The sequence below is a fragment of the Streptomyces sp. NPDC060002 genome (assembly GCF_042737245.1).
GTDB lineage: Bacteria > Actinomycetota > Actinomycetes > Streptomycetales > Streptomycetaceae > Streptomyces.
This window is the reverse complement of sequence record NZ_JBHWUW010000012.1, coordinates 111,028-136,233: the sequence shown is the minus strand read 5'-3', so window position 1 is coordinate 136,233 and position 25,206 is coordinate 111,028. Positions and strand designations below refer to the sequence as shown.

20 protein-coding genes and 2 pseudogenes are annotated in these 25,206 nt (G+C 68.1%); 15 read left to right on the top strand and 7 right to left on the bottom strand.

Translation table 11 applies throughout. The features are described from left to right. Positions 1-678: 678 nt before the first annotated feature. The 4 genes from ACFWBD_RS14320 (at position 679) to ACFWBD_RS14305 (ending at position 5,920) form a co-directional block, all read left to right on the top strand. Positions 679-4,050: an RHS repeat-associated core domain-containing protein gene (locus ACFWBD_RS14320; RefSeq protein WP_385666779.1), complete on the top strand. Its 3,372-nt coding sequence runs from the start codon at positions 679-681 to the stop codon at positions 4,048-4,050. A gap of 65 nt (positions 4,051-4,115) precedes the next feature. Beyond that, positions 4,116-4,325, top strand: a complete 210-nt coding sequence (locus tag ACFWBD_RS14315) for a hypothetical protein (RefSeq protein WP_385666777.1) — start codon at positions 4,116-4,118, stop codon at positions 4,323-4,325. A gap of 880 nt (positions 4,326-5,205) precedes the next feature. After that, a complete protein-coding gene (locus ACFWBD_RS14310) occupies positions 5,206-5,334 on the top strand; it encodes a hypothetical protein (protein WP_385666775.1) in 129 nt (42 codons plus the stop codon). 391 nt (positions 5,335-5,725) lie between these two features. Continuing rightward, complete coding sequence (locus tag ACFWBD_RS14305) at positions 5,726-5,920, top strand: hypothetical protein (protein ID WP_385666773.1); 195 nt, start codon at positions 5,726-5,728, stop codon at positions 5,918-5,920. 116 nt (positions 5,921-6,036) lie between these two features. Here the strand turns inward: ACFWBD_RS14305 and ACFWBD_RS14300 are convergent, their stop codons facing one another. Together ACFWBD_RS14300 and ACFWBD_RS14295 are read right to left on the bottom strand one after the other, a co-directional pair. Beyond that, the gene (locus tag ACFWBD_RS14300) at positions 6,037-6,909 is read right to left on the bottom strand and encodes a class I SAM-dependent methyltransferase (RefSeq protein ID WP_385666771.1); all 873 of its coding nucleotides are present in this window, start codon (positions 6,907-6,909) and stop codon (positions 6,037-6,039) included. Positions 6,910-7,037: 128 nt separating this feature from the next. Next, a complete protein-coding gene (locus tag ACFWBD_RS14295; protein ID WP_385666769.1) occupies positions 7,038-7,631 on the bottom strand; it encodes a helix-turn-helix domain-containing protein in 594 nt (197 codons plus the stop codon). A gap of 97 nt (positions 7,632-7,728) precedes the next feature. On the opposite strand from ACFWBD_RS14295, the pseudogene ACFWBD_RS14290 reads away from it, so the two are divergent. The 6 genes and pseudogenes from ACFWBD_RS14290 to ACFWBD_RS14265 form a co-directional block, all read left to right on the top strand. Further along, positions 7,729-8,034: pseudogene (locus tag ACFWBD_RS14290) on the top strand (FAD-binding protein); the annotation flags it as partial. Positions 8,035-8,196: 162 nt separating this feature from the next. Further along, positions 8,197-9,447: an IS256 family transposase gene (locus ACFWBD_RS14285; RefSeq protein WP_385666767.1), complete on the top strand. Its 1,251-nt coding sequence runs from the start codon at positions 8,197-8,199 to the stop codon at positions 9,445-9,447. Between the two features lie 65 nt (positions 9,448-9,512). Further along, positions 9,513-9,752, top strand: coding sequence for a DNA-binding protein (locus ACFWBD_RS14280; RefSeq protein WP_385666765.1), 240 nt, complete (start codon positions 9,513-9,515; stop codon positions 9,750-9,752). Positions 9,753-9,901: 149 nt separating this feature from the next. After that, positions 9,902-10,498: a hypothetical protein gene (locus ACFWBD_RS14275; RefSeq protein WP_385666763.1), complete on the top strand. Its 597-nt coding sequence runs from the start codon at positions 9,902-9,904 to the stop codon at positions 10,496-10,498. A gap of 614 nt (positions 10,499-11,112) precedes the next feature. Then, complete coding sequence (locus tag ACFWBD_RS14270; protein ID WP_385666762.1) at positions 11,113-11,457, top strand: hypothetical protein; 345 nt, start codon at positions 11,113-11,115, stop codon at positions 11,455-11,457. Between the two features lie 190 nt (positions 11,458-11,647). Beyond that, a complete protein-coding gene (locus ACFWBD_RS14265; protein ID WP_385666760.1) occupies positions 11,648-12,682 on the top strand; it encodes a helix-turn-helix transcriptional regulator in 1,035 nt (344 codons plus the stop codon). Between the two features lie 885 nt (positions 12,683-13,567). On the opposite strand, the gene ACFWBD_RS14260 is transcribed toward ACFWBD_RS14265, so the two are convergent. Next, positions 13,568-15,070 carry a SulP family inorganic anion transporter gene (locus ACFWBD_RS14260; RefSeq protein ID WP_385666758.1) on the bottom strand — a complete coding sequence of 501 codons (1,503 nt, stop codon included), beginning with the start codon at positions 15,068-15,070 and terminating at the stop codon, positions 13,568-13,570. A 428-nt stretch (positions 15,071-15,498) separates the two neighbouring features. Between ACFWBD_RS14260 and ACFWBD_RS14255 the strand changes: the two genes are divergently transcribed. Beyond that, a complete protein-coding gene (locus tag ACFWBD_RS14255) occupies positions 15,499-15,957 on the top strand; it encodes a MerR family transcriptional regulator (protein WP_385666756.1) in 459 nt (152 codons plus the stop codon). On the opposite strand, the pseudogene ACFWBD_RS14250 reads toward ACFWBD_RS14255, so the two are convergent. The 3 genes and pseudogenes from ACFWBD_RS14250 to ACFWBD_RS14240 all read right to left on the bottom strand — a co-directional run. Continuing rightward, a pseudogene (locus ACFWBD_RS14250) lies at positions 15,915-16,215 on the bottom strand (Na+/H+ antiporter NhaA); the annotation flags it as partial. The gene ACFWBD_RS14255 and the pseudogene ACFWBD_RS14250 sit on opposite strands and share 43 nt — an antisense overlap. 143 nt (positions 16,216-16,358) lie before the next feature. Then, positions 16,359-17,213 carry a CAP domain-containing protein gene (locus ACFWBD_RS14245; protein WP_385666754.1) on the bottom strand — a complete coding sequence of 285 codons (855 nt, stop codon included), beginning with the start codon at positions 17,211-17,213 and terminating at the stop codon, positions 16,359-16,361. Positions 17,214-17,662: 449 nt separating this feature from the next. Further along, a complete protein-coding gene (locus tag ACFWBD_RS14240; RefSeq protein ID WP_385666753.1) occupies positions 17,663-17,932 on the bottom strand; it encodes a hypothetical protein in 270 nt (89 codons plus the stop codon). 940 nt (positions 17,933-18,872) lie between these two features. On the opposite strand from ACFWBD_RS14240, the gene ACFWBD_RS14235 reads away from it, so the two are divergent. Then, complete coding sequence (locus tag ACFWBD_RS14235) at positions 18,873-20,744, top strand: leucine-rich repeat domain-containing protein (RefSeq protein WP_385666752.1); 1,872 nt, start codon at positions 18,873-18,875, stop codon at positions 20,742-20,744. A 147-nt stretch (positions 20,745-20,891) separates the two neighbouring features. Here ACFWBD_RS14235 and ACFWBD_RS14230 read toward each other — a convergent pair whose 3' ends face one another. Continuing rightward, positions 20,892-21,806 carry a hypothetical protein gene (locus tag ACFWBD_RS14230; protein WP_385666750.1) on the bottom strand — a complete coding sequence of 305 codons (915 nt, stop codon included), beginning with the start codon at positions 21,804-21,806 and terminating at the stop codon, positions 20,892-20,894. A 231-nt stretch (positions 21,807-22,037) separates the two neighbouring features. Between ACFWBD_RS14230 and ACFWBD_RS14225 the strand changes: the two genes are divergently transcribed. The 3 genes from ACFWBD_RS14225 to ACFWBD_RS14215 all read left to right on the top strand — a co-directional run bounded on the left by ACFWBD_RS14225 (position 22,038) and on the right by ACFWBD_RS14215 (position 25,082). Further along, the gene (locus tag ACFWBD_RS14225) at positions 22,038-23,687 is read left to right on the top strand and encodes an NAD-dependent malic enzyme (protein ID WP_385666748.1); all 1,650 of its coding nucleotides are present in this window, start codon (positions 22,038-22,040) and stop codon (positions 23,685-23,687) included. A gap of 409 nt (positions 23,688-24,096) precedes the next feature. Next, positions 24,097-24,267 (top strand): hypothetical protein, encoded by a 171-nt coding sequence (locus ACFWBD_RS14220; protein WP_020131495.1) that lies wholly within the window; start codon positions 24,097-24,099, stop codon positions 24,265-24,267. A gap of 464 nt (positions 24,268-24,731) precedes the next feature. Next, positions 24,732-25,082, top strand: a complete 351-nt coding sequence (locus ACFWBD_RS14215) for an STAS domain-containing protein (protein WP_385666746.1) — start codon at positions 24,732-24,734, stop codon at positions 25,080-25,082. The last annotated feature ends 124 nt before the right edge of the window (positions 25,083-25,206 follow it).

The following is a 25,206-nucleotide window of genomic DNA, read 5'->3' as shown; positions in this document are numbered from 1 at the left end:
GCACCTGCCCGATCGGTCACCGCAGTATCACCGCCGGGTCCCGCCCCCGCACCGAGGTTGGCGATACTCGGAGCACCCCCGTGTCCGCAGGGGTGGCTCCGTACCGCCAGGCGTACATCGACGCGCTCGCCGGGTCCTCTCCGCCGTCGCGGGGGGTGTTCCGCGAACCCGACGGGTGTGCATGGTGCCCTGAGTCGCCGTTTGCTGTCACCAGCGCTCCGGCGGTCGTGCGGGGACGTCTTCGGGTCGGGCGGTCGAGGCCAGCCTTCGCAGTAGTCTCAGGCGAGCTGATGCCGCACGCTCACCGCTACAGGCGGTGGCGGGAGTCCGAGCCGCCACCCCGGCCTCACAGTAAAGCAGCGGGCCAGTAGTTCTTTGCGGGTTGGGATTGCCACACCTTCTCAATAGTTGTCGGATAGAAAGCTTTCGGTCAACTATCAACGGCGAATACCTCACCGATGACGCGCCGACTGGGGAGACCCGTCATCCTTCTCACCTTCTGAGGGCTTTGTCCGACTGGAGAGGAGGGGCTGGTTTCCGCCCGTATGGCAGACGGGATCACGGGAACAGCCCGATCTCTTGTGCGATTGCAGTGACAAGTTGTGGGCGCCTGGTGGCCGCTGGGGTTGCTGGGGTCTGCTTTCTATGGGGGAAGTCATGCACACGCGTGTCTTAGGCATGCCGTCACAGCGTGCCCGTAAGAGATCCACCCGCCTGTCGACGCTGGCTTTCGTCACGATCGCCGCGCTGTCCGCTTCGGTGCTGGCGGGCGCGAGCGCGGTGGCTGACGAGACGAAACCTGTCACGGTGTGGGGCTCGGGCAGCTCCGACTTCAGCATGCCGGCGGTGAAGGTCGGCTCGAACAGGCCGGTGGCATCCAAGGCTGCGACCAATCCGACGAGCGATGCTCTTGTGCCCTGGTCGCGTGGCCAGCGCGAGCGTGCCAAGGGCGGCTCCGGAAAGGCGAATGCGTCCGCGGCCGCCGGTGATGCCGCGATCCTGAGCGTGGTGCCGGAGGGACAGGGTGACGTCCCCTGGCATCGCTACACCAGCTTCGCGATCACCGACGCACTGACCGCGCGGATCGACCACTCCACCGGCAACCTGATGCTGACGGCGACCGACTTCGACGTCGCCGGCGTGGGGCAGCGCCTTATGCTGGCGCGGACGTACAACTCGCTGGACGCCCCCTGGGGAAAGGTTACCCAGCGCTGGTGGCAGCAGTACGAGCGTTACCTGTCGATCTCCTCCACCGAGGCGGTTTTCTACGACGCCTCGGGAGCCACCGTCCGCTTCACCAAGAACAGCGACGGCACCTTCACCACACCCAAGGGCTACTCGCAGGACTTGAAGAAGAATTCCGACGGCACCTACACGCTCTCCAAGTGGAAGTCGGGCGCCAAGGACACCTACGACGCGAACGGGACGCTGACCAAGGTCACCGACCGCAACAAGGGAACGATCACCGTTGCCCAGCACGACGAGGGCAGCGAGCACAAGGGTTTCGAGTTGACCGACACTCGCTCGGGCCGCTGGATCGACCTCCTCAAGACGGACGCCTCACAGTGGCAGGCCAAGGACAACACCGGCCGCACCGCCGTGTTCAACCTCGACAGCGCGGGTAATCTGGCCGGCACCACCGACACCGAGGGCAAGACCGTCGCCTTCCGGTACGACACCTCCGGCCGCATCGACAAGATCACCACCGCTGAGGGCCGGGTCACTGTCTTCACCTACGACGACACCAACCGCGTCACGTCCATGCTGCGCGGGACCGGCTTCGACAGTGACGGCCACACCGGCCCCACGTGGACCTATGCCTACAGCGCCGGCTCTCCGACCGCGGCGGGCATCACCACTGCGACCGACCCTGAGCTCCACGCCACCAAGTACACCCACGATGGCGACGGCCAGGTCTCCCAGGTCCTGGACGCTCTCCAGCACAAGCGTTCCACGAAGTTCGACGCGAACCACAACATCGACACCGCCGTCGACGCGATGGGCTCGGGCACCACTCCGGGCAACGTCACCGACTACGGCTTCGACGCCCGCAACAACCTGGAGACCGCTGTCGCACCGACGGGCGGCAAGACGGTCAATACCTGGCAGACCGTCGCCGGCGGCGACGTGCCCAAGGACTCCACCAACGCCGACGGCGAGAAGACCTCCTTCACCTACGACACGGCAGGCAACACCAAGTCCGTGGCGCAGACGGGAACCGGCGGCGGCAGCGTCTCCTACGACTACAACCCCGCCACCCCCACCTGCGGCGGCTTCGAAGGCCAGCGCTGTGCGCAGAAGACGAAGATGACGTCGACGAAGACGGTCACCACCGACTTCCATTTCGACGCCAAGGGCAACCTCGAGTGGGCCCAAGCGCCGGCGCCGCTGGGCAAGACGACATACGCCTACGACACCCTGGGCCGAACCGAGACCGTCACCGATGCCCGCGGCATCAAGACCGTCTACGCCTACGACAACCTCGACCGCATCAAGACGGTGTCCTCTACCAACGACACCGTCCGCTACTGGTACGACGGTGACGGCAACCTCACCCAGCGCTCGGACGGCACCGGCACCATCAAGTACGACTTCGACCCGCTCCAGCGGGAGACGGTCCGCCACCTGCAGGACGGCTCCCAGACCCTGCTCGCCTACACCCCTGCCGGAAACGTCGACTACTACCAGGACCCGGCCGGCAAGGTCGACTACACCTGGAACGAGGTCAACAAGCTCACCGAACTCAAGGACCCGCAGGGCCGGTCGACGACGTACAAGTACGACAGCAACGACGTCCGCACCACCACCGCCTACCCCGGCGGCACGGTGCAGAAGATCACCCCTGACGCGTCCAGCCGCCCCAAGGCCATCAAGGTCACCTCCGGCCAGGGCACCCTGGTCGACCTGGCCTACACCTACGGCTACGGCACCGACGGGACCACCGACGGCGACAAGATCCGCACCAGCGCCGACGGCGTCACCGGGCTCAAGCGGACCTACAGCTATGACGGGGCCGGCCGCTTCTCCTACGCCAAGGAGGAGAAGGGCGGCACGATCGCCGACTCCTGGCAGTACTGCTACGACCTGGCCGGCAACCTCACCTCCCAGGGCACCGAGCAGGGCTGCCCGCGCGGCACCACCTACACCTACAACGACGCCCAGCAGCTGACGAGCAAGTCCAGCACCACGGGCGCCTGGTCCTACGACGCGATCGGCAACGAGACCGCCGCCGCCTCCACCGACGACTACGTCCGCACCGGCGAAACCTGGTCCGACCACTCGCAGATGGCGTCCATCACCGTCAACGGTAAGACCTACGCGGGCCAGTACGGCTCCACCGACCAGAACGAACGCATCAGGCTCGGTGACACCTACTTCCACAACGGCCCCCTCGGCCTCTCCGCCAAGTCCACTGCCGGTGTGGACATGGGCTTCAATCGCGAGCCCGGGGGCACGTTGAACTCCATGACGACCGGGGGCAAGACGTACTTCTACCTGACCGACGCGATCGGCAGCGTCATCGGTCTGGCGGACCAGGACGGCAACAAGGTCGACAGCTACGCCTACAGCCCCCGCGGTGTGCGCCTGCTGGCGCAGTCCTCAGAACCGGTCGACCAGCCCTACCGTTTCGCCGGCAACTACCAAGACCCCACCGGCCTGTACCACCTGCAGGCCCGCTACTACGACGCCAACATCGGCCGCTTCACCCAGCCCGACCCCTCCGGCCAAGAACGGAACCCCTATCTCTACGCCGAAGGCGACCCCGTCAACCGCATCGACCCCAACGGACTGGCATCCTGGGACTCGCTGGGTGTAGTCGGGGATGCCATCCAGGGCGGCTATCACCTCGCAACGGGTGACACCCAGGGGCTGTGGGCGGATGTGGCAGGGGTGGTTGCCGGGGCCGCCTTCGGATTCGTGTGTGAATCAGCCATGATCGGTGGAGCATTGCCTACGGCGGGTGCATCGGCCGTAGCAGGTCAAGCTGTCTGTTTCGCCGGTTCTTGGGCAGCTGGCCAGATCGCCTCAAACGCTGTTTCGAGTTTGTGACCTGATGAGCAGCCTGGTGGCGAACAAAATCATTCGCCACCAGGTCGCCGGAAAGGGATATACCAATGACTGAGTCGGACATGGGAGCAGGGCGCAAATCCCTGAGCAAGAATCTATTCATCGCCGGCAGCATTCTTGTTCTTGTAGGAATTGCATTCTCTATCTTCCTTGTGGTGCGCGGTATGGCAGGAGGGTGGGTGCTCATGGGACTGCTTGTCGCCGTATGGCTGGTGGGAGCCTATTCCCGCAGGGCGGTGACTTCGACCTACCAATAGAGTGCCCGCCAAGCCCCGAGCTGGCGGGGAGACTGCGCAGGCTCGACGCCCACGAGTTCCGGTTCTGACTCAACTTCCGTGACCCGGCGACTCTCGTCAGGCAAAGAGGGCACCGGCCCGGCATAACACCGCCGTCGACGACCACTCTCAGCCCCGGCTGACCAGCCGCGCTCAGGCGCTTTCGTTTCCGGTCATCGCGGCCGTTCAGGGACATACGACAAGCAAGCGAACCCACTGGGACGAATCGAGGAACTCATGCAACGATGCCGTCACAGCGCGCACTTCACGCAGATGAACCCCCCTGCCAGTCGTGCCGCTGTGCGCCTGTGCACTGATGCGGGGATCAGCGCGAACATTGCTGCGGGAGCGAGCGGATGAGCGGGGGCCTGCCACCGCTACGGGACCGACGCCTTGCTGCGGGGTTCATCGTCCTCATGTACCTGCTGGTCGGAGCCACGTTGGCCGGCCTGCTCGTCACGTGTTTCTCGCACAGCGACGTGGGGGGAGGTGTGGCAGCTTTCGGGGGCGGGGCCCTTGGAGCCGCTTTCGCCGTGTGGCGTATCCGACGCACCCCCGAGGGCGAGCGTGCGGACGACGGCGGATACTAGCCTCGCCGTTTCGGTTGGGTACGGCGGCTGTTGAGGCGATCCGCACCACCACCGCCTACCCCGGCGGTACGGTGCAGAAGATCACCCCTGACGCGTCCAGCCGCCCCAAGGCCATCAAGGTCACCTCCGACCAGGCACCCTGGTCGACCTGGCCTACACCTACGGCTACGGCTACGGCTACGGCACCGACGGGACCACCGACGGCGACAAGATCCGCACCAGCACCGACGGCGTCACCGGGCTCGCCCTGCTCGGCTCCTTGGGAGGTGAGGTTGCCGGCCAGGTCGTACCTCAAGGGCCAGCTCGGCGCCGCGGTGTGGATCCGCGCCCTGGCCAACGTGACCGACACCGACCCCCGCGAACTCATCGCCCTGCTGCTCAACGGAGACCTCGCCCCGTGACGGCCACCCCAGCCCCTGTCCGAGTCCTTCCCCCACCCGACACTCCCGTCATCCCCACCCACCGGATCGTCGACGGCGCTCGCTCCGGGCAGCGGCTCCTACAACACCGGCGACTACGTGGAGATCCACGGGCCGGTCCAACGATTCCTCATTGCGCGTGGGGAGCCTGCCCTGCCAGCGCTCGGCCCCTACAAGGGCGGTCTGCGCGCCCCATCGCACGCTACGCGGCGCCAGCCTGACCGCTGATCCCCATGAACGCCAACCCTGGCGTCACGCACAGCACCATCCACTGGCCCTCATTCCCCGACACGTTCCGGAAGGAAATGGGGTCTTCGACCAGCTCAGCGGCCGTCCCAGCGGAATCGGCTGCCCGCCGTGGGAGACCGAGGGGGTGGACGACTACCTGCCACCGGCGACGCCGGGCGGCGAGAACGCCACCGAGGCGATCGCCGAGCAGACCATGGGCCCCCTGCTCCTGTGGGCGATCCGCGCGGTCGAGGAGTTCAGCGACGACATCCTGTCCGCCTGGGCCGAACACAACCGTCTGCGTGCAGCGGCCGCCGCCAACATCGCCACTCCCACCTGACGAAGACGGCTTCGCCGCAAAGTGCAGCTGACCAGCGGGACGAAAAGCGTACCCGGCCATTCACCGTCCGCGGGCTCGGAGGCGGGGCCCGCCCTGGCGGGAGGAACCATCCGTGGTCAGATGCGGCGGGCGGCCCAGACGGTGCGCTCGGTGCGTACCGTCAGGTCGTCGCGGCGCAGGATGCTGTGCGGGCTGCTGGTGTCGAGGAGCTGGTCGAGCGCGGTGAGGTCCTCGGGAGAGAGTCTGTCTGCGATGACGCCGCGAATGCGCTGCAGGACGCCGGTGGCGTAGCGGCCGATCGCTTCGCTGCGGGAGCCTTCGAGGTTCACGGCGATGGCGCGTTCGCCCTCGACGGTGAAGCTGGCGGCGGTCAGCATCGGGCCCCAGTCGGCGCCGCGGTGGGGCATGTGTTCGGCTTGGCGGCGGTCGGCTGCGGCGTGGACGCGCTCTTCCAGGCCGGGCCGGTCCTTGGGAGCGTTTTCGGGCAGGAAGCGGGGGTGGCCGGCCAGTTCGACGACGGCGAACAGGCCGCCGGGCGCGAGCGTGTCGTGGACGGTGCGCAGTGCGCGGTCGGGGTGGGCCATGTGGTGCATCGAGGCCGATGCCCAGATCAGGTCCGGTGAGCCGAGGTCGGGCCAGGCGTCGTCGTCGAGGTCGGCCTGCACGGTGCGTACGCGCTCCTGGACGCCGCGGGTGCACGCCTTGGTGCGCAGGCGCTGCAGGTGTTCGGCGGAGGCGTCGACGGCGGTGACGTGCGCGTCGGGGAAGCGGTCGAGGAGGGCGAAGGTGCCCGCGCCCGTGCCGCAGCCCAGATCCACGATGTGCTGCGGGCCGGTATGCAGTGGCAGCCATGCGGTGATGGAGGCGGTGTGCTCGGTGAGGACCTCGGCGTCCAGGTCGAGGATCTCCGCCTGGCCGTCCATTGCGTGCTCGTGGTGGTGACCGTGCGAAGCGCCGTGATGAAGGGTGTCGGTGTGTGCGTGGTTCATGCTCTTCACGCTAAGGGGGCTATGCGCCTGCAGCACGAAATCTTCCCGTTTACGCAATGCGATGGTCGGGGGTGCTGCCCGACGCGCAAGAGGTCACCGCTGCGGAGGCCGTCGCGCGGCCCGCGCCGTCATTCGGGAGCGCCCCGAGCGTCGCCGCCGTCGCCGTCGCGCTGGTGGCCGCGGCGGGCATCGCGGTCGAAGATGCCCAGGATCTCGCAGGGCCCGCCGTCGGCGCCGATGGCGTGCGGCATCATCGTGGGGAACTCGGCGGCCTGGTTGGTCTCGAGGCGGAAGCGGCGGTGGCCGAGCATGAGGATCGCGGTGCCGGACAGGACGACGAGCCATTCGTGCCCCGGGTGGGCACGCATGCGCGCCTGGTTCTCGGGGGGTGGTTCGGTCATGCGCTGGCGCACCACGCTCATCCCGGGGTCGGCCTTGACGGTCCAGCGCATCTGGCCGTGGGTGCTGTCGATCGTCGGGCTGGTGACGACGTCGTCGGTGGCGGTCTCCACAAGCTGATCCAGCGTGGTGTCCAGGGCGCGGGCGAGAGTGACCAGCTGATCCAGTGCGAGGCGGCGCTGGCCGTTCTCGATGCGGCTCAGTGAGGACTGGCTGAGGTGGGCGCGGGTGGCCAGTTCCTCCAGGGACCAGCCCTGCGCCACCCGCAGAGCGCGGATGCGTTTGCGTACGAGGCTGTCCAGATCTCCATCTTCTTGCGTCACGAGCAACAGTGTATGCCTTTTACGCAACTCCGGCTTAACGTCGTGTGCAGATGGTCCGCAACGTCTGGGACCAGTGGACGAGGAAAGGCAGGAGGCCATGGCTGTGACAACTCCATACGCGAGTGACGCCCTGCCCGGTGGGGCCGTCGATGCGGTGGTGATCGGCGGGGGCGCCGCAGGGCTGAACGGTGCGCTGATGCTCGCCCGCTCCCGCCGCTCGGTCGTCGTGACCTCGACGACAGCGGCTCCCCCACGCAACGCGCCCGCCAAGGCCATACACGGCTTCATCGTCCTGGACGGCACCCCGCCCCCCGAGATCCTTGAGCGAGGCCGGGAGCAAGTGCGCCAGTACGGAGGGCGCGTCGTCTTCGGCGAGGTGATCTCGGCCGAGCCCGCCGCCCCTTTCCCCACCGCCGCTCGTTCAGAACGTTCCGCATCCTGGCGGAGCAATGCTCATGACTTGTGGATCGGCCTCGGATTGGACGCGAAAGGCGTACCTTCCGAGTGATCGACTTCTGGTCATCGAGTAGGCCGACGTTGCACCGTCGGTCGGGAAGGCACGCCCGTGCTGAGCGTAGTGAATGCCGATGGAACGACCGAGGCCGGCTCCCTGATCGACGGCATCGTCCGGGAGGGCGCGAGGCGGATGCTGGCTGCCTTACTGGAAGCCGAAGTCAACGCTTATATAGCCGAGTTGGCCGATCAGCGGGATGAACACGGGCGTCGTCTGGTGGTCCGCGACGGCTACCACCAGGCGAGGAAGGTCACGACCGCGGCCGGGGCCGTCGAGGTGAAGGCCCCTCGGGTCAACGACAAGCGCGTCGACGAGACCACCGGCGAGCGCGAGAGGTTCTCCTCGGCGATCCTGCCGCCGTGGTGCCACAAGTCCCCGAAGATCAGCGAGGTGCTGCCCCCGCTCTATCTGCACGGCTTGTCCTCTGGCGACTTCGTGCCCGCCCTTGAGCAGTTCCTCGGTTCGACGGCCGGCCTCTCACCGGCGACGGTCACCCGCCTCACCCAGCAATGGCAGGCCGACCACGCCGCGTTCGGCGAGCGCGATCTGTCCACCAGCGACTACGTCTACGTCTGGGCCGATGGCATCCACCTGCGCATACGCCTGCGTGAGGCGAAGTCGTGCGGGCTTGTGCTGATGGGCGTGCGCTCGGACGGCACCAAAGAGCTGATCGCCATGAACGACGGCTACCGCGAATCCGCCGACTCGTGGGCCGACCTGCTGCGGGACTGCGCACGCCGGGGCATGCGCGCTCCCGCCCTCGCCATCGGGGACGGCGCGCTCGGGTTCTGGAAAGCCCTGGCCGAGGTGTTCCCCGAGACCCGGCATCAAAGGTGCGGGGTTCACAAGATCGCCAACATCGCGAACGCCCTGCCGAAGTCCGCCCAGCCCGGCGCGAAGAAGGCCCTGCAGGAGATCTACAACGCCGAGGACCGCGACCACGCGCTCAAGGCGGTCGCCGCTTTCGCCAAGGCCTACGGCGCGAAGTTCCCCAAGGCCGTCAAGGAGATCACCGACGACGTCGACGAGCTGCTGGCGTTCTACGACTTTCCCGCCGAGCATTGGATCCACCTGCGGACAACCAACCCGATCGAGTCGACATCCGCCCCGGTGCGTCTGCGAACCAAGGTCACCCGGGGCGCCGGCAGTCCGGCCGCCGCCCTGGCCATGGTCTTCAAGCTCGTCGAGTCCGCACAGCAGCGGTGGCTAGCCGTGAACGCTCCCCACCTCGTCGCCCTCGTCCGCGCCGGAGCCCGCTTCGAACGCGGCCTCCTGCTCGAGCGACCTACGGCCGCGGCGTGATGCATGAACGACGTCGGCAGGGGCGGTCTTGGTCGCGAAACAACCGCGGCTACGTTCTGCTCAAGGTGGACACCGTCGAGGACGACGCCTGGATGTCCCAGCCAGAAGCCGCCCGCCGCCTGGGCGTCACACTCATCCGAGTTGGGATGCTCATCGCCAACCGCCGTCTGATACCGGCGGAGAACCCGGCCGGCCAGGCTGGAGTCACAACCGCCAGCGTTCAAGCCGAGGAGACCTGGCGAGCGAACGCGAGCAGGAGGGCGAAGTTCGCCCGCCTCCTGAAGGACACGTTCAACTGGTTCTGATCACTGATCCACAAGTCTTGACGATAGCTCTCCTGGCGGCCGGAGCGGCACTGGTGATCACGCTCCTGCCGGTGACACTCTTGCTGCTACTGAGCGTCATGCCGGCTGGCTGACGCGTACGACCGCTCTAGTCACCCCGGCCTGCTGAGATGGCAACGGGAGCTGCGGCCGAGGCTCCGGTCTCCTTCCCGTACGACGACTACCTGCTGCCGGTGTTCCAGGGCCGCCGCTACCGCCTCGACGGCCTCGACTGCCGGGCATCGAACATCTCCATCGAGGTACGGCTGCCTTACGGCACCGAGCCGTTCGCGATCCCTGCAGACAGGGCCTGGGCTCACGAGATCCACTACTTCTTCTGCCGCCTCCCGCGGCGGTACGCGGACGGGGTTCGCTTCGGCTACGACGCCACCCCCTGCTACGTCGGCAGCTGGATCAACGACCCTGCGGTGGCAGATTCCTTCCCCGAGGACCACGAGATCCGCCGCTTCACCAGCAAGTACCAGTACATCAACCACAAGGGCCCCGGCCCGGCAGACAAGACGGGCCTCACCCCCGGCGACCGGGACGCACTGGACCACGCCTTCGGACAATCGCCTGCGGACCGCCCGACAGCCCTCCGCCTGACTCCCACCACCCCCGTGCAGCGAGCAGTCCTGGAACACCTGGAAGCCGGTAACCACTCGGCTTTGAATTACGGCGGGCAAGCTATCTGGGACTACTCGCCGTCTCCCCGCAGGACGACATGAGCTGAGCGGCGGTCGGGGCGGAGCGCGCCGACCGCCTAGCACGCAGTGGAACGTGCCATCAACGAGAAACGCGCCTACATCTACCTCGGCACCGCCACCCTCGCAGCCCTCCTGACCTGGCTCCGCACATGATCCGAGATGTGCCTACTGCGGCGAGCACGACGACCACCGGGAGTTCCGGAAGTGATCGTCGCCGGATTTCGGCCCTCCTCCCCCGACGTCGCTCCGCCGCTGCTGCGGGGCGGCGTTCGTGGGCGCGGGCGCGATGCTCCTCGCGGCTCCGCTCACAGGCCGCTTACAGCTGCAACACCGCCGTGCCGCTGTGGAGTCGTCGGGAATTGCGATGCAGCCGTTGTCACCGCGGCGGCTCCGAAGGCTGCCATGATCGTCCGCCCCGACCCTCACGGCGTCGGCGCAGTGCGTCAGCTGCGACAGGGCACACCGTCGACATGTTGTCACCCCCCTATTTCTGGGGGCTTCACACATTTTCCCGGCCAGGCCATTGTCCAGAGTGTGTTCCGGACTTCGGTGCACGCTCCGCACGGCAGCACATTGCCGGCAGTGATCAGGGGGAAATGATGATGAGAAGTATCCTGCGGCGCCGTGGCGCTGTCGTGGCAGTACTGAGCGCCGGCGCGCTGGCTCTGGCGACCGGCAGCGCGTCTGCCGCGGCCGCGTTGATCCCCATCACCTCGACCACCGGGGTGGGCGTCTACAACACGACACACACGCGCGACGGCAAGGTGGGCGTCCCGGACATGGGCTTCGGTGACGCGATCATCGCCGACTGCTGGGGCCGCGGTGACAACATCAACAACCAGGGAAACGTCTGGTACCACACGCTGACGGAGCGCTACACCGCCAGCACCAAACAGGAGTTGTTCGTCACCGGGTGGACGTACGGAGCGTACGTCGACGACAACGCCGCCTACCACACCGGGGCCATTCGGGAGTGCTGACGGGATGAGTTGAACCGCCCGGCCCATGGCCGTCCCAGGGCCGGGCGACAACCCTTCGGCAATGGCGGGAATCGAATCTTCCAATTCCGTTTCCTCCGGGTGAGGTTGGATACGCGCCACCGAGCGCTCCCTGTCGGCCAACGTGCCGAATATGCGGGCCGGGGAAGGCGTGCCGATCCACACTCCCTCCATGAATCCGGACCTGGAACTTATCTCCCGCACCCTGCCCTGTGCGACAGCAGAGGCCACCACCGTTCCCGAACTGGGCACGGTGATTTCACGGCAGATCGCGCAACTCGTACCGCACGACGGATACATGCTGAGAGGAGTCGACCCGCTCACCGGAGCCGCGTGTTTCCTGGCCAAAGAACACGGTTACGGAGCCGCCTTCTACCGCGCACTGGAAACCGAGGAGATCCTCGGCCACGACCGGCACACCGTAGCCGGTCTGGTCAGAAGTGCCTGTCCCGTCGCGGTCCTCGACTCCGACGCACCCGACAAACAACACAGCGTCCAGCACGAAGAAATCATGAACGCGGCCGAAGTCGGCAGCGAGATGCGGATCGCGCTGACCCTCAAGGGGATGGCGTGGGGCGTACTGGTGTTGCTGAGAGGGAGAGGCAGCAGACCCTTCTCGACGACCGACGCCGTACTCGCCGGGCGGCTCTCCGGCCCCTTGGCCGGTACTCTGAGGCAGTACGTCGCCGGCCGCTTCCTGCGTCCCGTCCGTGCCGCACCCGCGCCAGGCGTTGTGGTGATCGACGGCGACGACATCATAAGAGCCGTGACCGTAACCGGCCGTGAATGGGTGCGTAGGCTCGTGCCGGAGAACGTGACAGCCGACGAGGACGAGATATTCGCGCACGTCTGGAATATCGCCCTCGCGGCACGACAGCCGGGCCGTCAAGCACTGAGCCGTATCCCCGGACCTGACGGGTGGATCGTATTGCAGGCTCAACCGCTCGACGAGTCAGGCCCCGGCGGTGTGGCGGTGACCATCCAATCCGCATCCTCGGACGTGCTGTTGCCCGCTGCGGCCGTCCTGTATGGGATCACCTCGAGGGAACAGATGGTCATCCGACGGGCTCTGGACGGACTGGCCGTCAAACAGATCGCCCGCAGTCTGAATCTCTCCTTGCACACCGTCAATGATCACTTCAAGGCCATCTACCGAAAGACCGGAGTCAACAGCCGCGAAGAGCTCATCTCCAGCCTATCGAGATGACCGGCGAGCAATCTGAACCGCTCCCGGAACTCCGGCGTGAGACTCGTACCCACTGTCATCACCCTCCCTGATCGATGTGTTCTCTCTGCTTCCAGCCAACCGCGAAGAAGGCGGGGGCGCATGAGCCGTCCGGTCCGCGCAATGGTCCGCAAGGTACCTGCACGCAAGCCCGTATGGGCCCTCCCCATCAGTCGGTTCTCGACCGGATGAGTGAGCGGGATGCGCCCACGCCGGGGGTTCTGTACGAACTGTTCGACCTTGTGTCGCCTCCCTGGGACTCAACGTCGGCTCGTCGTATCCACGGTCGCGGCCGATCGGGGCCGATCGGCCCTGGTGGCCGGGCGGTCCTCCGTGGTGTGGTGGAGACGACGGGAGGGGCGCGACGAAGACGCGGAGAAGCGATCGACGGCGGTCGTGCACCGCGCAATCAGGATCCGCGAAGCGGGTGACGCCCTTCCGGTCCGGTGTTCGCGGCGCCTTCTGGACCTGGCGCGGGTATCCGGCGCCGGAGACCGAGCGCGCCGGATACCGAGCCTGCTGATGGTTCTGGACACGGAACAGCAGCCGGATCGTCTCAGTGGTCGGCGTGCGCGACGCGAGCGAGGCAAGCGCGACGCCGAGCCCGGGCAGGGGGCCATCCTCGAGGACGCCGGGCGCAGCTCCGGCTCTGCCCGCGTCTCCTGGCCTCATCCGACCCATCGAGGAGGAGACCATGAACAGCAGCCCGCACGTCGTGAGCGACGTGCGCATCCGGTGATCCGGCCTTTGCCGCGACGCCGCCCGGGCCCTCCGCCCGTCGGGCGTGCCCGTGTTTTCGGCACCGGACGCAGTGATGGCCGCCCGAGGCGGGCTGTGTCCTCCCGGGCGGCCAGCACAGCGGTGAGGTCAGTGGCTGGCGAGTTCGCCGGTGAGCTTGCCGTGGAGGTCGGCGCTGGGGTCGTTGAGGCCGGTGATCTCCACCGTCTTGCCGCGCTGGGCGTACTTGGTCTCGATCGCGTCCAGGGCGGCGACGGAGGAGGCGTCCCAGACGTGTGCCGCGCTCAGGTCGATGACGACCCTGTCCGGGTCGGTGACGTAGTTGAACTGGCCGACGAGGTCGTTGGAGGAGGCGAAGAACAGCTCACCGGTCACCGAGTACACCACCGTGGCGTTGTCGGGGTCGACGACGGAGGTGACGTTGGCGAGGTGGGCGACGCGCTTGGCGAAGATGACCATCGCGGTGATGGAGCCGACGACGACGCCGATGGCGAGGTTGTCGGTGGCGACTACGCAGCTCACCGTGATGACCATGACGGCGATCTCGCCCGTCGGCATCCGCTTGAGGGTCTTGGGGGCGATGGAGTGCCAGTCGAACGTCGCGAAGGACACCATCACCATCACCGCGACCAGGGCCGCCATGGGGATGCCGGAGACGACCGGGCCGAAGACGATGCACAGCACCATCAGGAACGATCCCGCCAGGAAGGTGGACAGGCGGGTGCGGGCTCCGGACACCTTCACGTTGATCATGGTTTGGCCGATCATGGCGCAGCCGCCCATGCCGCCGAAGAAGCCGGTGACGATGTTAGCGATGCCCTGGCCGATCGACTCCCGGGTCTTGGAGGAGTGGGTGTCGGTGATGTCGTCGACGAGCTTGGCCGTCATCAGCGACTCCATCAGGCCCACCAATGCCATCGCGAGCGCGTAGGGGGCGATGGTGGTCAGGGTGTTCATGGTGAACGGCACGTCCGGCAGGCCCGGCACCGGCAGGGAGGAGGGCAGTTCGCCCTTGTCGTCGACGGTCGGCACGGCGATGCCGGCGGCGACCGTGATGACGGTGAGGATGACGATCGACACGAGCGGGGCCGGGATCACGGTGGTGATCTTCGGGAAGAACACCATGAGCGCGAGGCCGCCGATGATCAGTGGGTAGACGGGCCAGGGCACGTCATGCATCTCGGGTACCTGGGCCATGAAGATCAGGATGGCGAGGGCGTTGACGAAGCCGACCATCACGCTGCGCGGCACGAACCGCATCAGCTTCGCCACGCCGAGCGCGCCGAGGACGATCTGGATGACGCCGGCCAGGATGACGGCGGCCACGAGGTAGCCGAATCCGTGCTCGCGGTTGAGCGGGGCGATGACCAGGGCGACTGCGCCGGTGGCGGCGGAGATCATCGCGCGTCGGCCGCCGACGAGGGAGATGGTCACGGCCATGGTGAACGAGGCGAACAGGCCGATCGCGGGGTCGACCCCGGCGATGATGGAGAAGGAGATCGCCTCGGGGATCAGGGCGAGGGCGACGACCAGGCCGGCCAGGACCTCGGTGCGCCAGACCTTCGGATTGTTCAGCCAGTCGGGACGCGGGCCGCGCAGACGCGCGGCCGGGGACAGGGCGGATGTAGGCAAGAAAGCGGCTACCTGTCGTGCTTGGGCAGACCCCGCCGACGGGCAGGGGTGTGCGGGAGGGCGCGGAAGGCCGGGCCGGCATCCCGCGGACGGCCCGCTCAGCGGGCCGGAAGTCTGTCATGACGGAGAGGCAAGCGCGGCCGCGTACGCGGCCGGGGCTCTCGTCAGGGGTGAAGCGTCACGGCGGGCAGGCAGCGGCGCAGGACCATGAACACGCGCATGCATGTCTCCCGCAAGGATCGAAGATCTCGCCGGGGGCACCATCGGCCCTGGCACGGCAGCGGGCCGGACTCGAAGCCCGCGCCGCACAGCGGAAGCCGGCGGGCGGCCGTCCCTCAACATCAGCAACTCTACCCTAACGTTAGAGTAGAGGTTGGCGGGGCCGACGGGACGCGGCGGCAGGGACGACAAGGGTGAGGACCACGGGCGTGGACAGCAAGCACATGCAGATCGGCGAGGTCGCCACACGGACCGAACTGTCCCTGCGCACCATCCGGCACTACGAGGAAACCGGCCTGGTCATCCCCTCCGCCCGCTCCCAGGGCGGCTTCCGCCTCTACACCGAGGCCGACATCGCCCGCCTCATGGTCATCCGCCGCATGAAGCCGCTCGGCTTCACCCTGGACGAGATGCGCGACCTCCTGGACGCCACCGACCGCCTCGACTCCAACGAGCCGGCCGACATCGACGAGCGGGAAGCACTCCTGAAGCGGATAGGGACCTACGAGCAGGGCGCCGCCCGTAAGATCGAGGACCTGCGCGTCCAACTGGCCCGCGCCGAAGACTTCGCGGCCAACCTCCGCGCCCGGCTCGGGGCCGCCCGCCATCAGCAGGACGCCTCAGCCTCCGGGGTGAGCTGGGCGCGTGTGAAGCGGGCGGCCAGGTAGGTGCCGGCGAAGATGCCGAGGATCTTGCCCGCGACCAGGCCGACGATCACCCCGAGGGGGTTCAGGGGTGGTGAAGACCTTGCCCAGCGCGTCGCCGGAGACGCTGCCCCCGGCAGCGAACAGGGCGAACAGCGACACACAGATCCCGGCGGACACGGGGTGCAGCAGATGCCCGGTGCGTGCCCCGGGTGACTCCTGTTCGCCCTCGTCGCGGGTGGCGCGCAACATCAGGCCCATGGCGACACCCTTCTTCGCTGCCCACCATCACGGCCCTCGCGTCTACTTCTTCTTTGGCGACCCGGACTCGCGCAGCACCTACGTTCTGGACAGAACGGCACCCACGCCCGCCGCGGCCGCTCGCGATGGTCGGCGGGCCGTGACGGGCGTGGACGCCGTGAGCGTCAGCGGACCGTGCCGAAGTCCTGCGTCCAGTAGTTGCCGGGCTGCGCCACCCCCACACCGATCTCCTTGAAGCCGCAGTCCAGGATGTTGCGCTTGTGACCGGCGCTGGCCATCCAGCCCGCCATGACCTGCTCGGGCGTGGAGTACCCGTACGCGACGTTCTCGCCGTAGGTGCTCCAGAGGTAGCCCGCGCGCGTGATCCGCTGTCCCGGGTCGGACCCGTCGGAACCGGTGTGTGACATGGTGTTGTGGCTCGCCATGTCCGCGCTGTGAGCCTGGGCGGCCTGCGAGAGCTTGGCGTTCAGAGTGACCGGGGAGCAACCGACCTTGGCGCGCTCACTGTTGACCAGGGCGACCACGCGGGCGACGGCGGCGGACGCGGGGGTCGCCGTGCCGGCGGCGGGGGCCGTGGTGGCGGGCGGCTTCGGTGCGGCGGTCGTCGTCGAGGGGGGTGCGGCGGTCGGCTTCGATGCGGCGGTGGTCCTCGTCGCGGCGGGCAGGGCGGTCGTCTTCGAGACGGGCGCCTTGGGCTTCTCCGGGGCGGGCGCCGCAGTCCCGGGAGAGATCGTCGGCGAGGCCGAGGGCGAAGCCGTCGCCGTGGGCTTCGCGGTCCGGATGTCCCGCCCCCGGTGCCCGTCCCAGGACGTCTTCCTCCCGTCCGTCCGGTCTCCGTTCCAGGACGCCTTCCTCCCGTCCGTCCAGGGACCGCTGGACGTGGCAGTGATGGTCTCCGCTCCTCCGTCGCCCATGCACGCCATGGCGGCCGACGGCACCGCCACCGCGCCCATCGCCAGGACGGCGACGGCTATGGGCCGGCGGCGCGTCTTCCTGCGGTGCTTCCGTTGGTTCCTCATGCGGACCTCGTTCGGTCGACTCTCCTTGCGCCTCCGGCGGGCTCGGTTTCGCACAGACACTGCGCTTGACCTGCGGGGACGCCTTGCGGAGCCGTCATTGTTAAAAGCCGCGCGAGGGCACGGCAACGGGGGCTTCCACTACCTCGCCTAGTAGGCGAGGGCGCCCCTTGAATCCGGCCCGGGATTGTGCCGGGCCGCCGCGCCGGACGCCGACGGCGCCTCACACTCCGTCAGAAGGACGGCAGAGGCGGTCCGGCGGCTCGAGGCCGGTGCCCCGGGCCGGTGACCCCGGCCGGGGTGCCGCGTATGCCTGCTTCCATATGCCAGATCCGCCTATGTCGGCCACACGCCACGTACTATCGCGGCACGTTGATGGGGACCGGGCACGTGAGGGATGTCACTGACTCTCCCCACAACCCTTTCGGTGCCCGGCGTGCGGGGCGATGCGGTCAGGCATCGGTGACCATGCGCAGGAGCGCGTCGAGGCCGTCGGCGTCGATGCCGTGGAAGAGGGCCACGGCTTCCTCGTCGCCGACGCCGGCCGGGGTGAAGCCGCGGGACCATTCGACCCGGGACGTCTCCGGCTCGCAGGGCACCTCGTGGACGGTGAGGGTGGAGCGGTAGCCGGTGACGGGGAACGGGGCGTCGAGGCAAACCGGACCAGGTGTCGGCGGTGACCACGCCAGAATCACGGTGCGGGCGTCCAGATGCCACCGCATTCCGACGATCGCTGAACATGAACCATGCACAGCGCAGATGACACAACCTGATCACCAACGCCGCTACCTGACAAAGCTGCACTTCGGAAGACCACCATCGGCCCGGTCCCGTGATCGTCACCGCCACCGAGGCACGCGTACGGCAACGCCCTGCACCCCGCAGAAGCGCCGCACCGCGACCTCGCCGTTCTCCCCGACCGGAGCGCTCCAGCGTGACCGCCCGGCAGGTAGACGTGGTTGTCGCAGCCCCCTGCGGCACCAGCACAGTTGGTAAGCGCGCTGTCTCGGAGTCGGGTTACACAAGGCGGCGGCGCGAGGGTGCGCTTTCTGCCAAACGAGGCAGAGCCTTTCCTTGGAGACGCGGTACCGCGAGGACTGCCGTCGGCGCGAGCAGGTCGACGCGCTCGGTGGAGCGCATCACCAGGCGTCATTGGCGGACAGCAGGAACAGCCGGCGCACGTGGTTTGTCTCCGCAGACATCGTGTCCCCCGCACGTCGTGTCGCTTTCCACCAGGGCCCGAGCCCCTGGTGAGTGTCGCGCAACTACGGGTCGTCGTGTCCGTATCCGCGCTGTCGCCTGCGGCGGACATCACGTCGCGCCGAACCCAGCAGCCGAGGAGGTCTCTACGGGTGGGACGCGCCCAGGTGGTTGATCTCATGGGCCACTGACATACCGCGGATCGTCGAGTACGACACACTATGACGAACTCGGCCACGGTCGTGGCCGTCAGCAGGCGCGACCCGGCACAGCGCCGTACAAACGCGGCCCCGACACACAGGTGCGGACACAGAAGCCGCCGCCGTCCTGCGTGAGATCCGCGCTGCCGCCCCGCCATCAGCCATCCCGCCGTGTGGGCACAATGCTGCCCCCGCCACGACCGCCAGCTCACCCATGACATCTCGATCTTCGTTGTCGTACCCCGCCCCTATGCTCCACGCCATGACACCCCAGAACCCCGTCTCCGCCGACGCATCCGGCGTCCATCCTCTGATCGGCGAACTGCGCGGCCTGGTCGCCACCGCCACCCCCGCACGCGCGCGCAAGGCGATACGTGAACTGCTCACCGTTCACGACGACGGGGCCGCCCTCGACCTCGCCGCCCGTTTCGCGCCCACCGCCGCCTACGCCGGCGACCTCCTGCTGCGCGAACTGCCCCGCGCCGCCGACCCGGACCGCTTCTGCGAACTCCTCCTCGCACCCGCTTTCGCACGTGAGGGCCGCACCGAGCTGCGGCTGCGCCGGATCGAGTCGCTGCGCGGTCTGCGCCACCTGACCATGCTCCGCAAACTCCACGTGGACCGATGCAAGGAGGTCACCGACCTCGGCGACCTTGCCGCGCTCACCGGCCTCACGGACCTCGATCTCACCGGCTGCGCCGGGATCTCCGACCTGGCCCCGCTGAGCACCCTGACCGCGCTCACCCGGCTCAATCTGCACCGTTGCCGTCAGGTCACCGACATCCGCCCACTGTTCACCCTGAGCGTCCTGCGTGAACTGGACCTCAGCATGACCAAGGTGTGCGATGTCACCGGACTGCCCGCGGCCCTTCCTGACCTGCGCACCCTCACCATGCGCGGCTGCCGTTCCTTCCGCGAGGCCCGACAGCTCGGGGGACTGACCCGCCTGACCACGCTGGACCTCGGCTGGACCGGGCTGCGCAACCTCAAAGGTCTCACGGCGTTACCCGCCCTCACCGAACTCGACCTCAGCAGTTGTGCCTCGCTGACCACCCTGGAGGGCATTCACGCGCTGACCGGCCTGACCGAGCTGCGGATCACCGACTGCCGCAAGCTGGCCACCCTCACCGGCCTGGGAGCCCACCCGGGCATGGCCGAACTGACGGTGGACGGCTGCTCCGCCCTGCGCGACGTACGCGGCCTGGCGGCTCCGACCGGCCTCACCTCTGTCTGTGTCAAGGACTGCGCACATCTCACCACCCTCGAAGGGCTGCAGGGCTCACCCATCGAAAAGTTCCGCGCCCTGGACTGCCCGGCCCTGGCCGACCTCTCCGCCCTGGCGCACCTCCCCAGGCTCCGCGACTTCGACGCGCTCCGTCTGGACGCGCTCACCGACCTCTCACAGCTGCCCGACATGCCTCTGATGGACCGCATGCGGTTCATCGGGTGCCCGTCCCTGCGCACCTTGGACGGCATACGTGCCTACCCCTTGCTGCGGAGGCTGACGATCACGGGCTGCCACGCTGTGAAGTCGGTACACGGCATCGGGCACCTGCCTGCCCTGAGCGAGCTGGAACTTCGGGAAGTGCCCCTGGTCACGACGCTGGGGGAGAAGGGCGGGCTGCCGGACGCCGACCTGCTGGTGCTGCACGGCTTTCCGCTGCTGACCGACATCGGCGCACTCGCCGGATCACACGTCTCCCGGCTGGAACTGATGGACCTGCCCCTGGTGCGAAGTCTGGCGTTCCTGGAGGCGAAGCCCGAACTGAAGAGGCTGAACCTGGTCGGCTGCCCCCAGGTGTCGGATCTGCCCGCCCAGGTGACCCACCTGGAGGCGTGCGCAAATCCCTGGCCGGACCTCTCCCCTCTCAAGCGGCTCACCGCCCTGACCACGATGGCCCTGCGGCTGGGCCACCTGACCGACATCGGTGGGCTCGGCGCCTTCCCGGAACTGGAGCGGCTCAGCCTCCAGGGCTGCGACCGGGTGGAGGACTGGACGCCCCTGCTGGAGGTGCCCCGGCTGCGAGAACTGCAACTGACGGAGCACCGCAGAGACGACCGGGCGTTGACCCCCGTGCTCCAGCGGCTGCTGGCGGACGGAGTGACCCAGGCCGCCTGGAACGCGCGCTGGTGAGGCGGAGTCAGAACCCTGTTGATCACCCGATGGTGATCACTCCGCCGGCCCCCACGCGAACCGCCGCGAGGGAGGAACGACTCCAGTCGATCCCACTCCGCATGGGTCAGATCCTCACGGGCCGTACCGCCCGCCTGAGTCGGGTGTTCAGCGCGTGGGAGTCAGTTCTGCCGCCTGCTGCGGCTGCTCCTCCACGTGCGCCTCAGGCCCGCCGAACCATGCCACCGCGACCGCGCCTGCCACCGCCAGGACGAAGCCGAGCATCGCCATCCAGGCGAGACCAGCCCGTGAGGCGTCGCCGAGCCAGAGCACGCCGATTGCGCCCGGCAACACGGTCTCGCCGACGACCAGGGCCGCCGTGGCCCCGTTGACCGAACCGATCTGCAAGGCGACGGTGTGCAGGTACATCCCACCCACGCCGGCCGTCACGATCGCGTACAGGGCGGGATCCGTCAGCATGGCGGCCGGATCGAAGGGGGTCACGCCGTTCAGGACACGGACGCCCACGCCGAGCGCGCCGAAACCGAGTCCGGACAGCAGTCCGGCAAGGATCGCGGCGCGGGGACCGAGGAGGCGTACCGCGAGCGTGCCGCCCACGATCAGAGCAAGCGAGATCGCCAGGAGCCACCAGTGCGTGGCGATCGGGATGCCGTGTCCACTGCCCTCCTCCCCCGCCGCCGTCGCGAGCAGAACGAGCGCCACACAGACCACGCCGACGGACGTCCACTCGGCGCGAGTCAGCCGGATGCGGAGAAGCCTGACGCTCAGCACGGCGGTGATGATCAGGTTGGCGCTGATCACGGTTTGCGACAGGAACAGGGGAAGTAGCCGAGCAGCGAGTGCGCCCAGTGCGAAGCCCACGAAGTCCAGGACGGTACCGACGACGAATTCCCAGGTCATCGCGGCCTTCGCGGTGGAGGAGAGGCTGGGCCCCCCGTACTGGGTGCAGGCAGTGGTGGCCGCACCGCTCCGCGCGGACCTGCGGGACCCGATGGCTTGCAGGACTGAGCCTGTGCCGTAACAGACGGATGCCGCAACGGCGGTCAGCAAGCCGATCAACACGATTCGCTCCGTTCCTGATGGGCACCGACTCAGCGCCATCTCGGTTGACGAGACGGTTTATGACCATGGAGCGTTGCCTCGCTGTCAGCTTCGCCGCCCGCCCGTTCCGTAACCGGGGTGGCGGCGAGACGGAGGCCGTCATGCGGGTCGGCACGATCAGCACCGTTCCTTGCCAACGCCTTGCCGACAGCTTGGTATGAGAACAAGGGCATGCCGGGCAGGCGAGGAGGTATGACACGGAACGATTCGCATGGCACACAGGGCACCGCGCTTCTGTCTGACCCTCTGCGCAACAAGGGGACCGCGTTCAGCGCGACGGAGCGAGCGGAGTTCGGCCTTGACGGGTTGCTGCCGTCCGCGGTGGAGACGCTGGACGACCAGGCCGATCGCGCGTATGCGGCGTTCGTCGGCTACGACAAGCCGCTGAACCGGCACATCTACCTGCGCCAGCTCCAGGACACCAACGAGGTGCTGTTCCATCGGCTGGTCACCCGCCACCTGGAGGAGATGCTGCCCGTCGTCTACACCCCGACGGTCGGGGAGGCATGCCGCCGCTTCAGTGAGATCTACCGCCGCCCACGGGGGCTGTTCCTGTCGTACGAGGACCGGCACCGTTTCCGGGAGATCCTGCGCAACCGCCCGCACAAGGACGTGGACGTCGTCGTCGTCACCGACGGCCAGCGCATTCTCGGCCTGGGCGACCAGGGGGTTGGCGGCATGGGTATCCCGATCGGCAAGCTGAGCCTCTACACGGCGATCGGGGGCATCCACCCCGCTCGTACGCTGCCGATCCTGCTGGACGCCGGGACGGACAACGAGGAACTGCTCGACAACCCGCATTACCTGGGCCGCCGCGCGCGCAGGGTGACCGGGGCCGAGTACGACGAGCTGGTGGAGGCGCTGGTCGCGGCCGTGGAGGCCGAGATGCCGGGGACTTTGTTGCAGTGGGAGGACTTCGCCACGGCACACGCCCGGCGCATTCTTACCCGCTACCAGGACCGGCTGCTGACCTTCAACGACGACATCCAGGGCACCGCGGCCGTCGCGCTCGGCGCACTGACGACGGCCGTGCGGGTGACGCGGACCCGGCTCGCCGACCAGCGGATCGTGATCCTCGGCGCGGGTTCCGCCGCGGTCGGCGTGGCCGACATGATCCGCAGCGCTCTGGTCGACGACGGTATGCCGCAAGCGGAGGCCGCCTCCCGATTCTGGTTCGTGGACGTCGATGGGCTGCTGACCGGCTCCCGTGACGGCTTGACCGACGAGCAGCGGGTCTACGCCCGCGATGACGAGCAGGAGTCGTACAGCCTGGCCGAGGTGGTGGACCGGGTCGAGCCGACCGTGCTGATCGGGCTCTCCACTGCGCACGGCGCCTTCACGGAGGAGATCGTGCGGCGGATGGCGGCCTCCTGCGAGCGCCCGGTGATCTTCCCACTGTCCAACCCGACCTCCCATGCCGAGGCCGACCCCGCCGACCTCGTGCGCTGGACGGACGGCAAGGTTCTGGTCGCCACGGGTTCCCCGTTCCCGCCGGTGACGGTGGACGGCCGCGAGGCGCCGGTCGCCCAGGCGAACAACGTGTACGTGTTCCCCGCCATCGGCCTGGCGGTCACCGCAAGCCGGGCCACCCGGGTCACGGACCGCATGATGGTGGCCGCCGCCCGCGCGGTCGGTGACTGCGCCGCCCGGTTCGCCCCCCAGGACAGTGAGGCCCCCGTGCCCCTGCTGCCGCCGCTGCGGGAGATGCGGGACGCTGCCCGGGAAATCGCGATGGCCGCAGCGACAGCGGCGGTACAGGACGGCGTCGCCCCGAAGGCCACACAGGAGGAACTGCGCACGGCTGTCGAGGCTGCCCAATGGAGCCCTGAGTACGCACGGTGACAGGCTGCCCCCGGCAGAGCGGACACGCGGTAGCGCGCCCCCTTCTTCGCGAGTCGGCCAGTCGCCCGGCGAGCCCGTACACGGTTGGCGCTCGTCGAGGGCTCGGACGCTGTGCAGGGCAGCACTGCCGGTGAAGGCGTCGGTGAGCCAGTACCACCGACATGGCTGCTCCAGAGCGCCCTGGCGCCGGGGCCAACCCCGATGTACTGCGTACGCGAGCGGCTGCGGGAAGCTGCCGCACCTGGCAGCCACGATGTGACCCGCAGCGCACGATGGCGCGACATGGACGCGCGAGGAAGTTTGGTGGTGAAAGCGCGTCGAGTGCCCGCAGAGGCAGTGGAGAAACCAGGGAAACCGGCCGCGTGTTCTTTGATTCCCCGGGCACAAGGAGCAACGGAGGTTGATTACTATGGTTCCCCTGCTTCTCGTTCTTCTGTTGGCTCTGATCCTCTTCGGCGCGGGTTTCGCGCTGAAGGCACTGTGGTGGATCGCAGTGATCGTGCTGGTGGTGTGGCTGCTGGGCTTCGTGATGCGCAGCGCGGGCACCGGCGGCCGCAAGGGCCGCTGGTACCGCTGGTAACCCCACCACACCAGTAACCGGCCCTGTGGGCCCCGGGAACACCCGGGGCCCACAGCCATGTCCCACCTCAGGACATCCCTTCGGACAAACCGTGTAACCACCACCTTCACCGGGCACCAGACTCCATAGCTGGGGCCCGGTGAAGCAGCGGAACCTGCCCTCCAACCACCGGACCCCAGCGGCACCCGCGCCTCGCACCGGCCGGCCGGGCGCGGCCGGCGGCCGTGCTGCCGGCCCGGCCGCCCAGCAGACGCCGCGTCGTCGGGCCGTACGGGTCTCGCGTCCTTCAACGGGGACAGCCCCGCCCGGTGAGGCCTCACGTACTCGTCACCCCTGCGCGCCTTCCCATGGAGTGGCGGGTATACGAACCCGGATTTTGTTGACGTTGCAAGCGCCATGCGCTTGCGTGGGGTCAGGACACCGACTCCGTGCGTGGCTCGCCGGAGGAAGAACAAGGTGGTCACATGCACGTATCCCCCCTGGCCGTCTCCCAGCACACCACTCCAGCCGGCGTGCACGTCCTGACGCTGCGCGGAGAGATCGACTACAACAGCGTGGCCTTCGCGGGCTGGGCGTTCGACAGCGGCGCAGGCGACCGATGCGCCCCCTGCACTGTCATCGACTTCGAAAACGTCACGTTCATGGACTGCAGCGGCATCTCCTTCCTCATCCGCGCCCATCGTGCCGCCCAGATGAGCGACGGCTGGCTCCGCCTGGCCAGCGTTCCCCCGCCCGTGCGGCGGCTCCTGCACCTTGTCGGCCTGGACGACCTCATGCCGATGTACCCCACGCTCGAGGCCGCCCTCCCCTGCTGAAGAGTCCCGGCCAGGGGCCGACAAACTGCACGAGTCGCGGTCCCCGAGCAGGGACAAGACCCACGAACTCCCGTCCCGGCTCAGGGACACGCGTACGGGAGCTCGCTCCCCCGTTCCTCGCTCC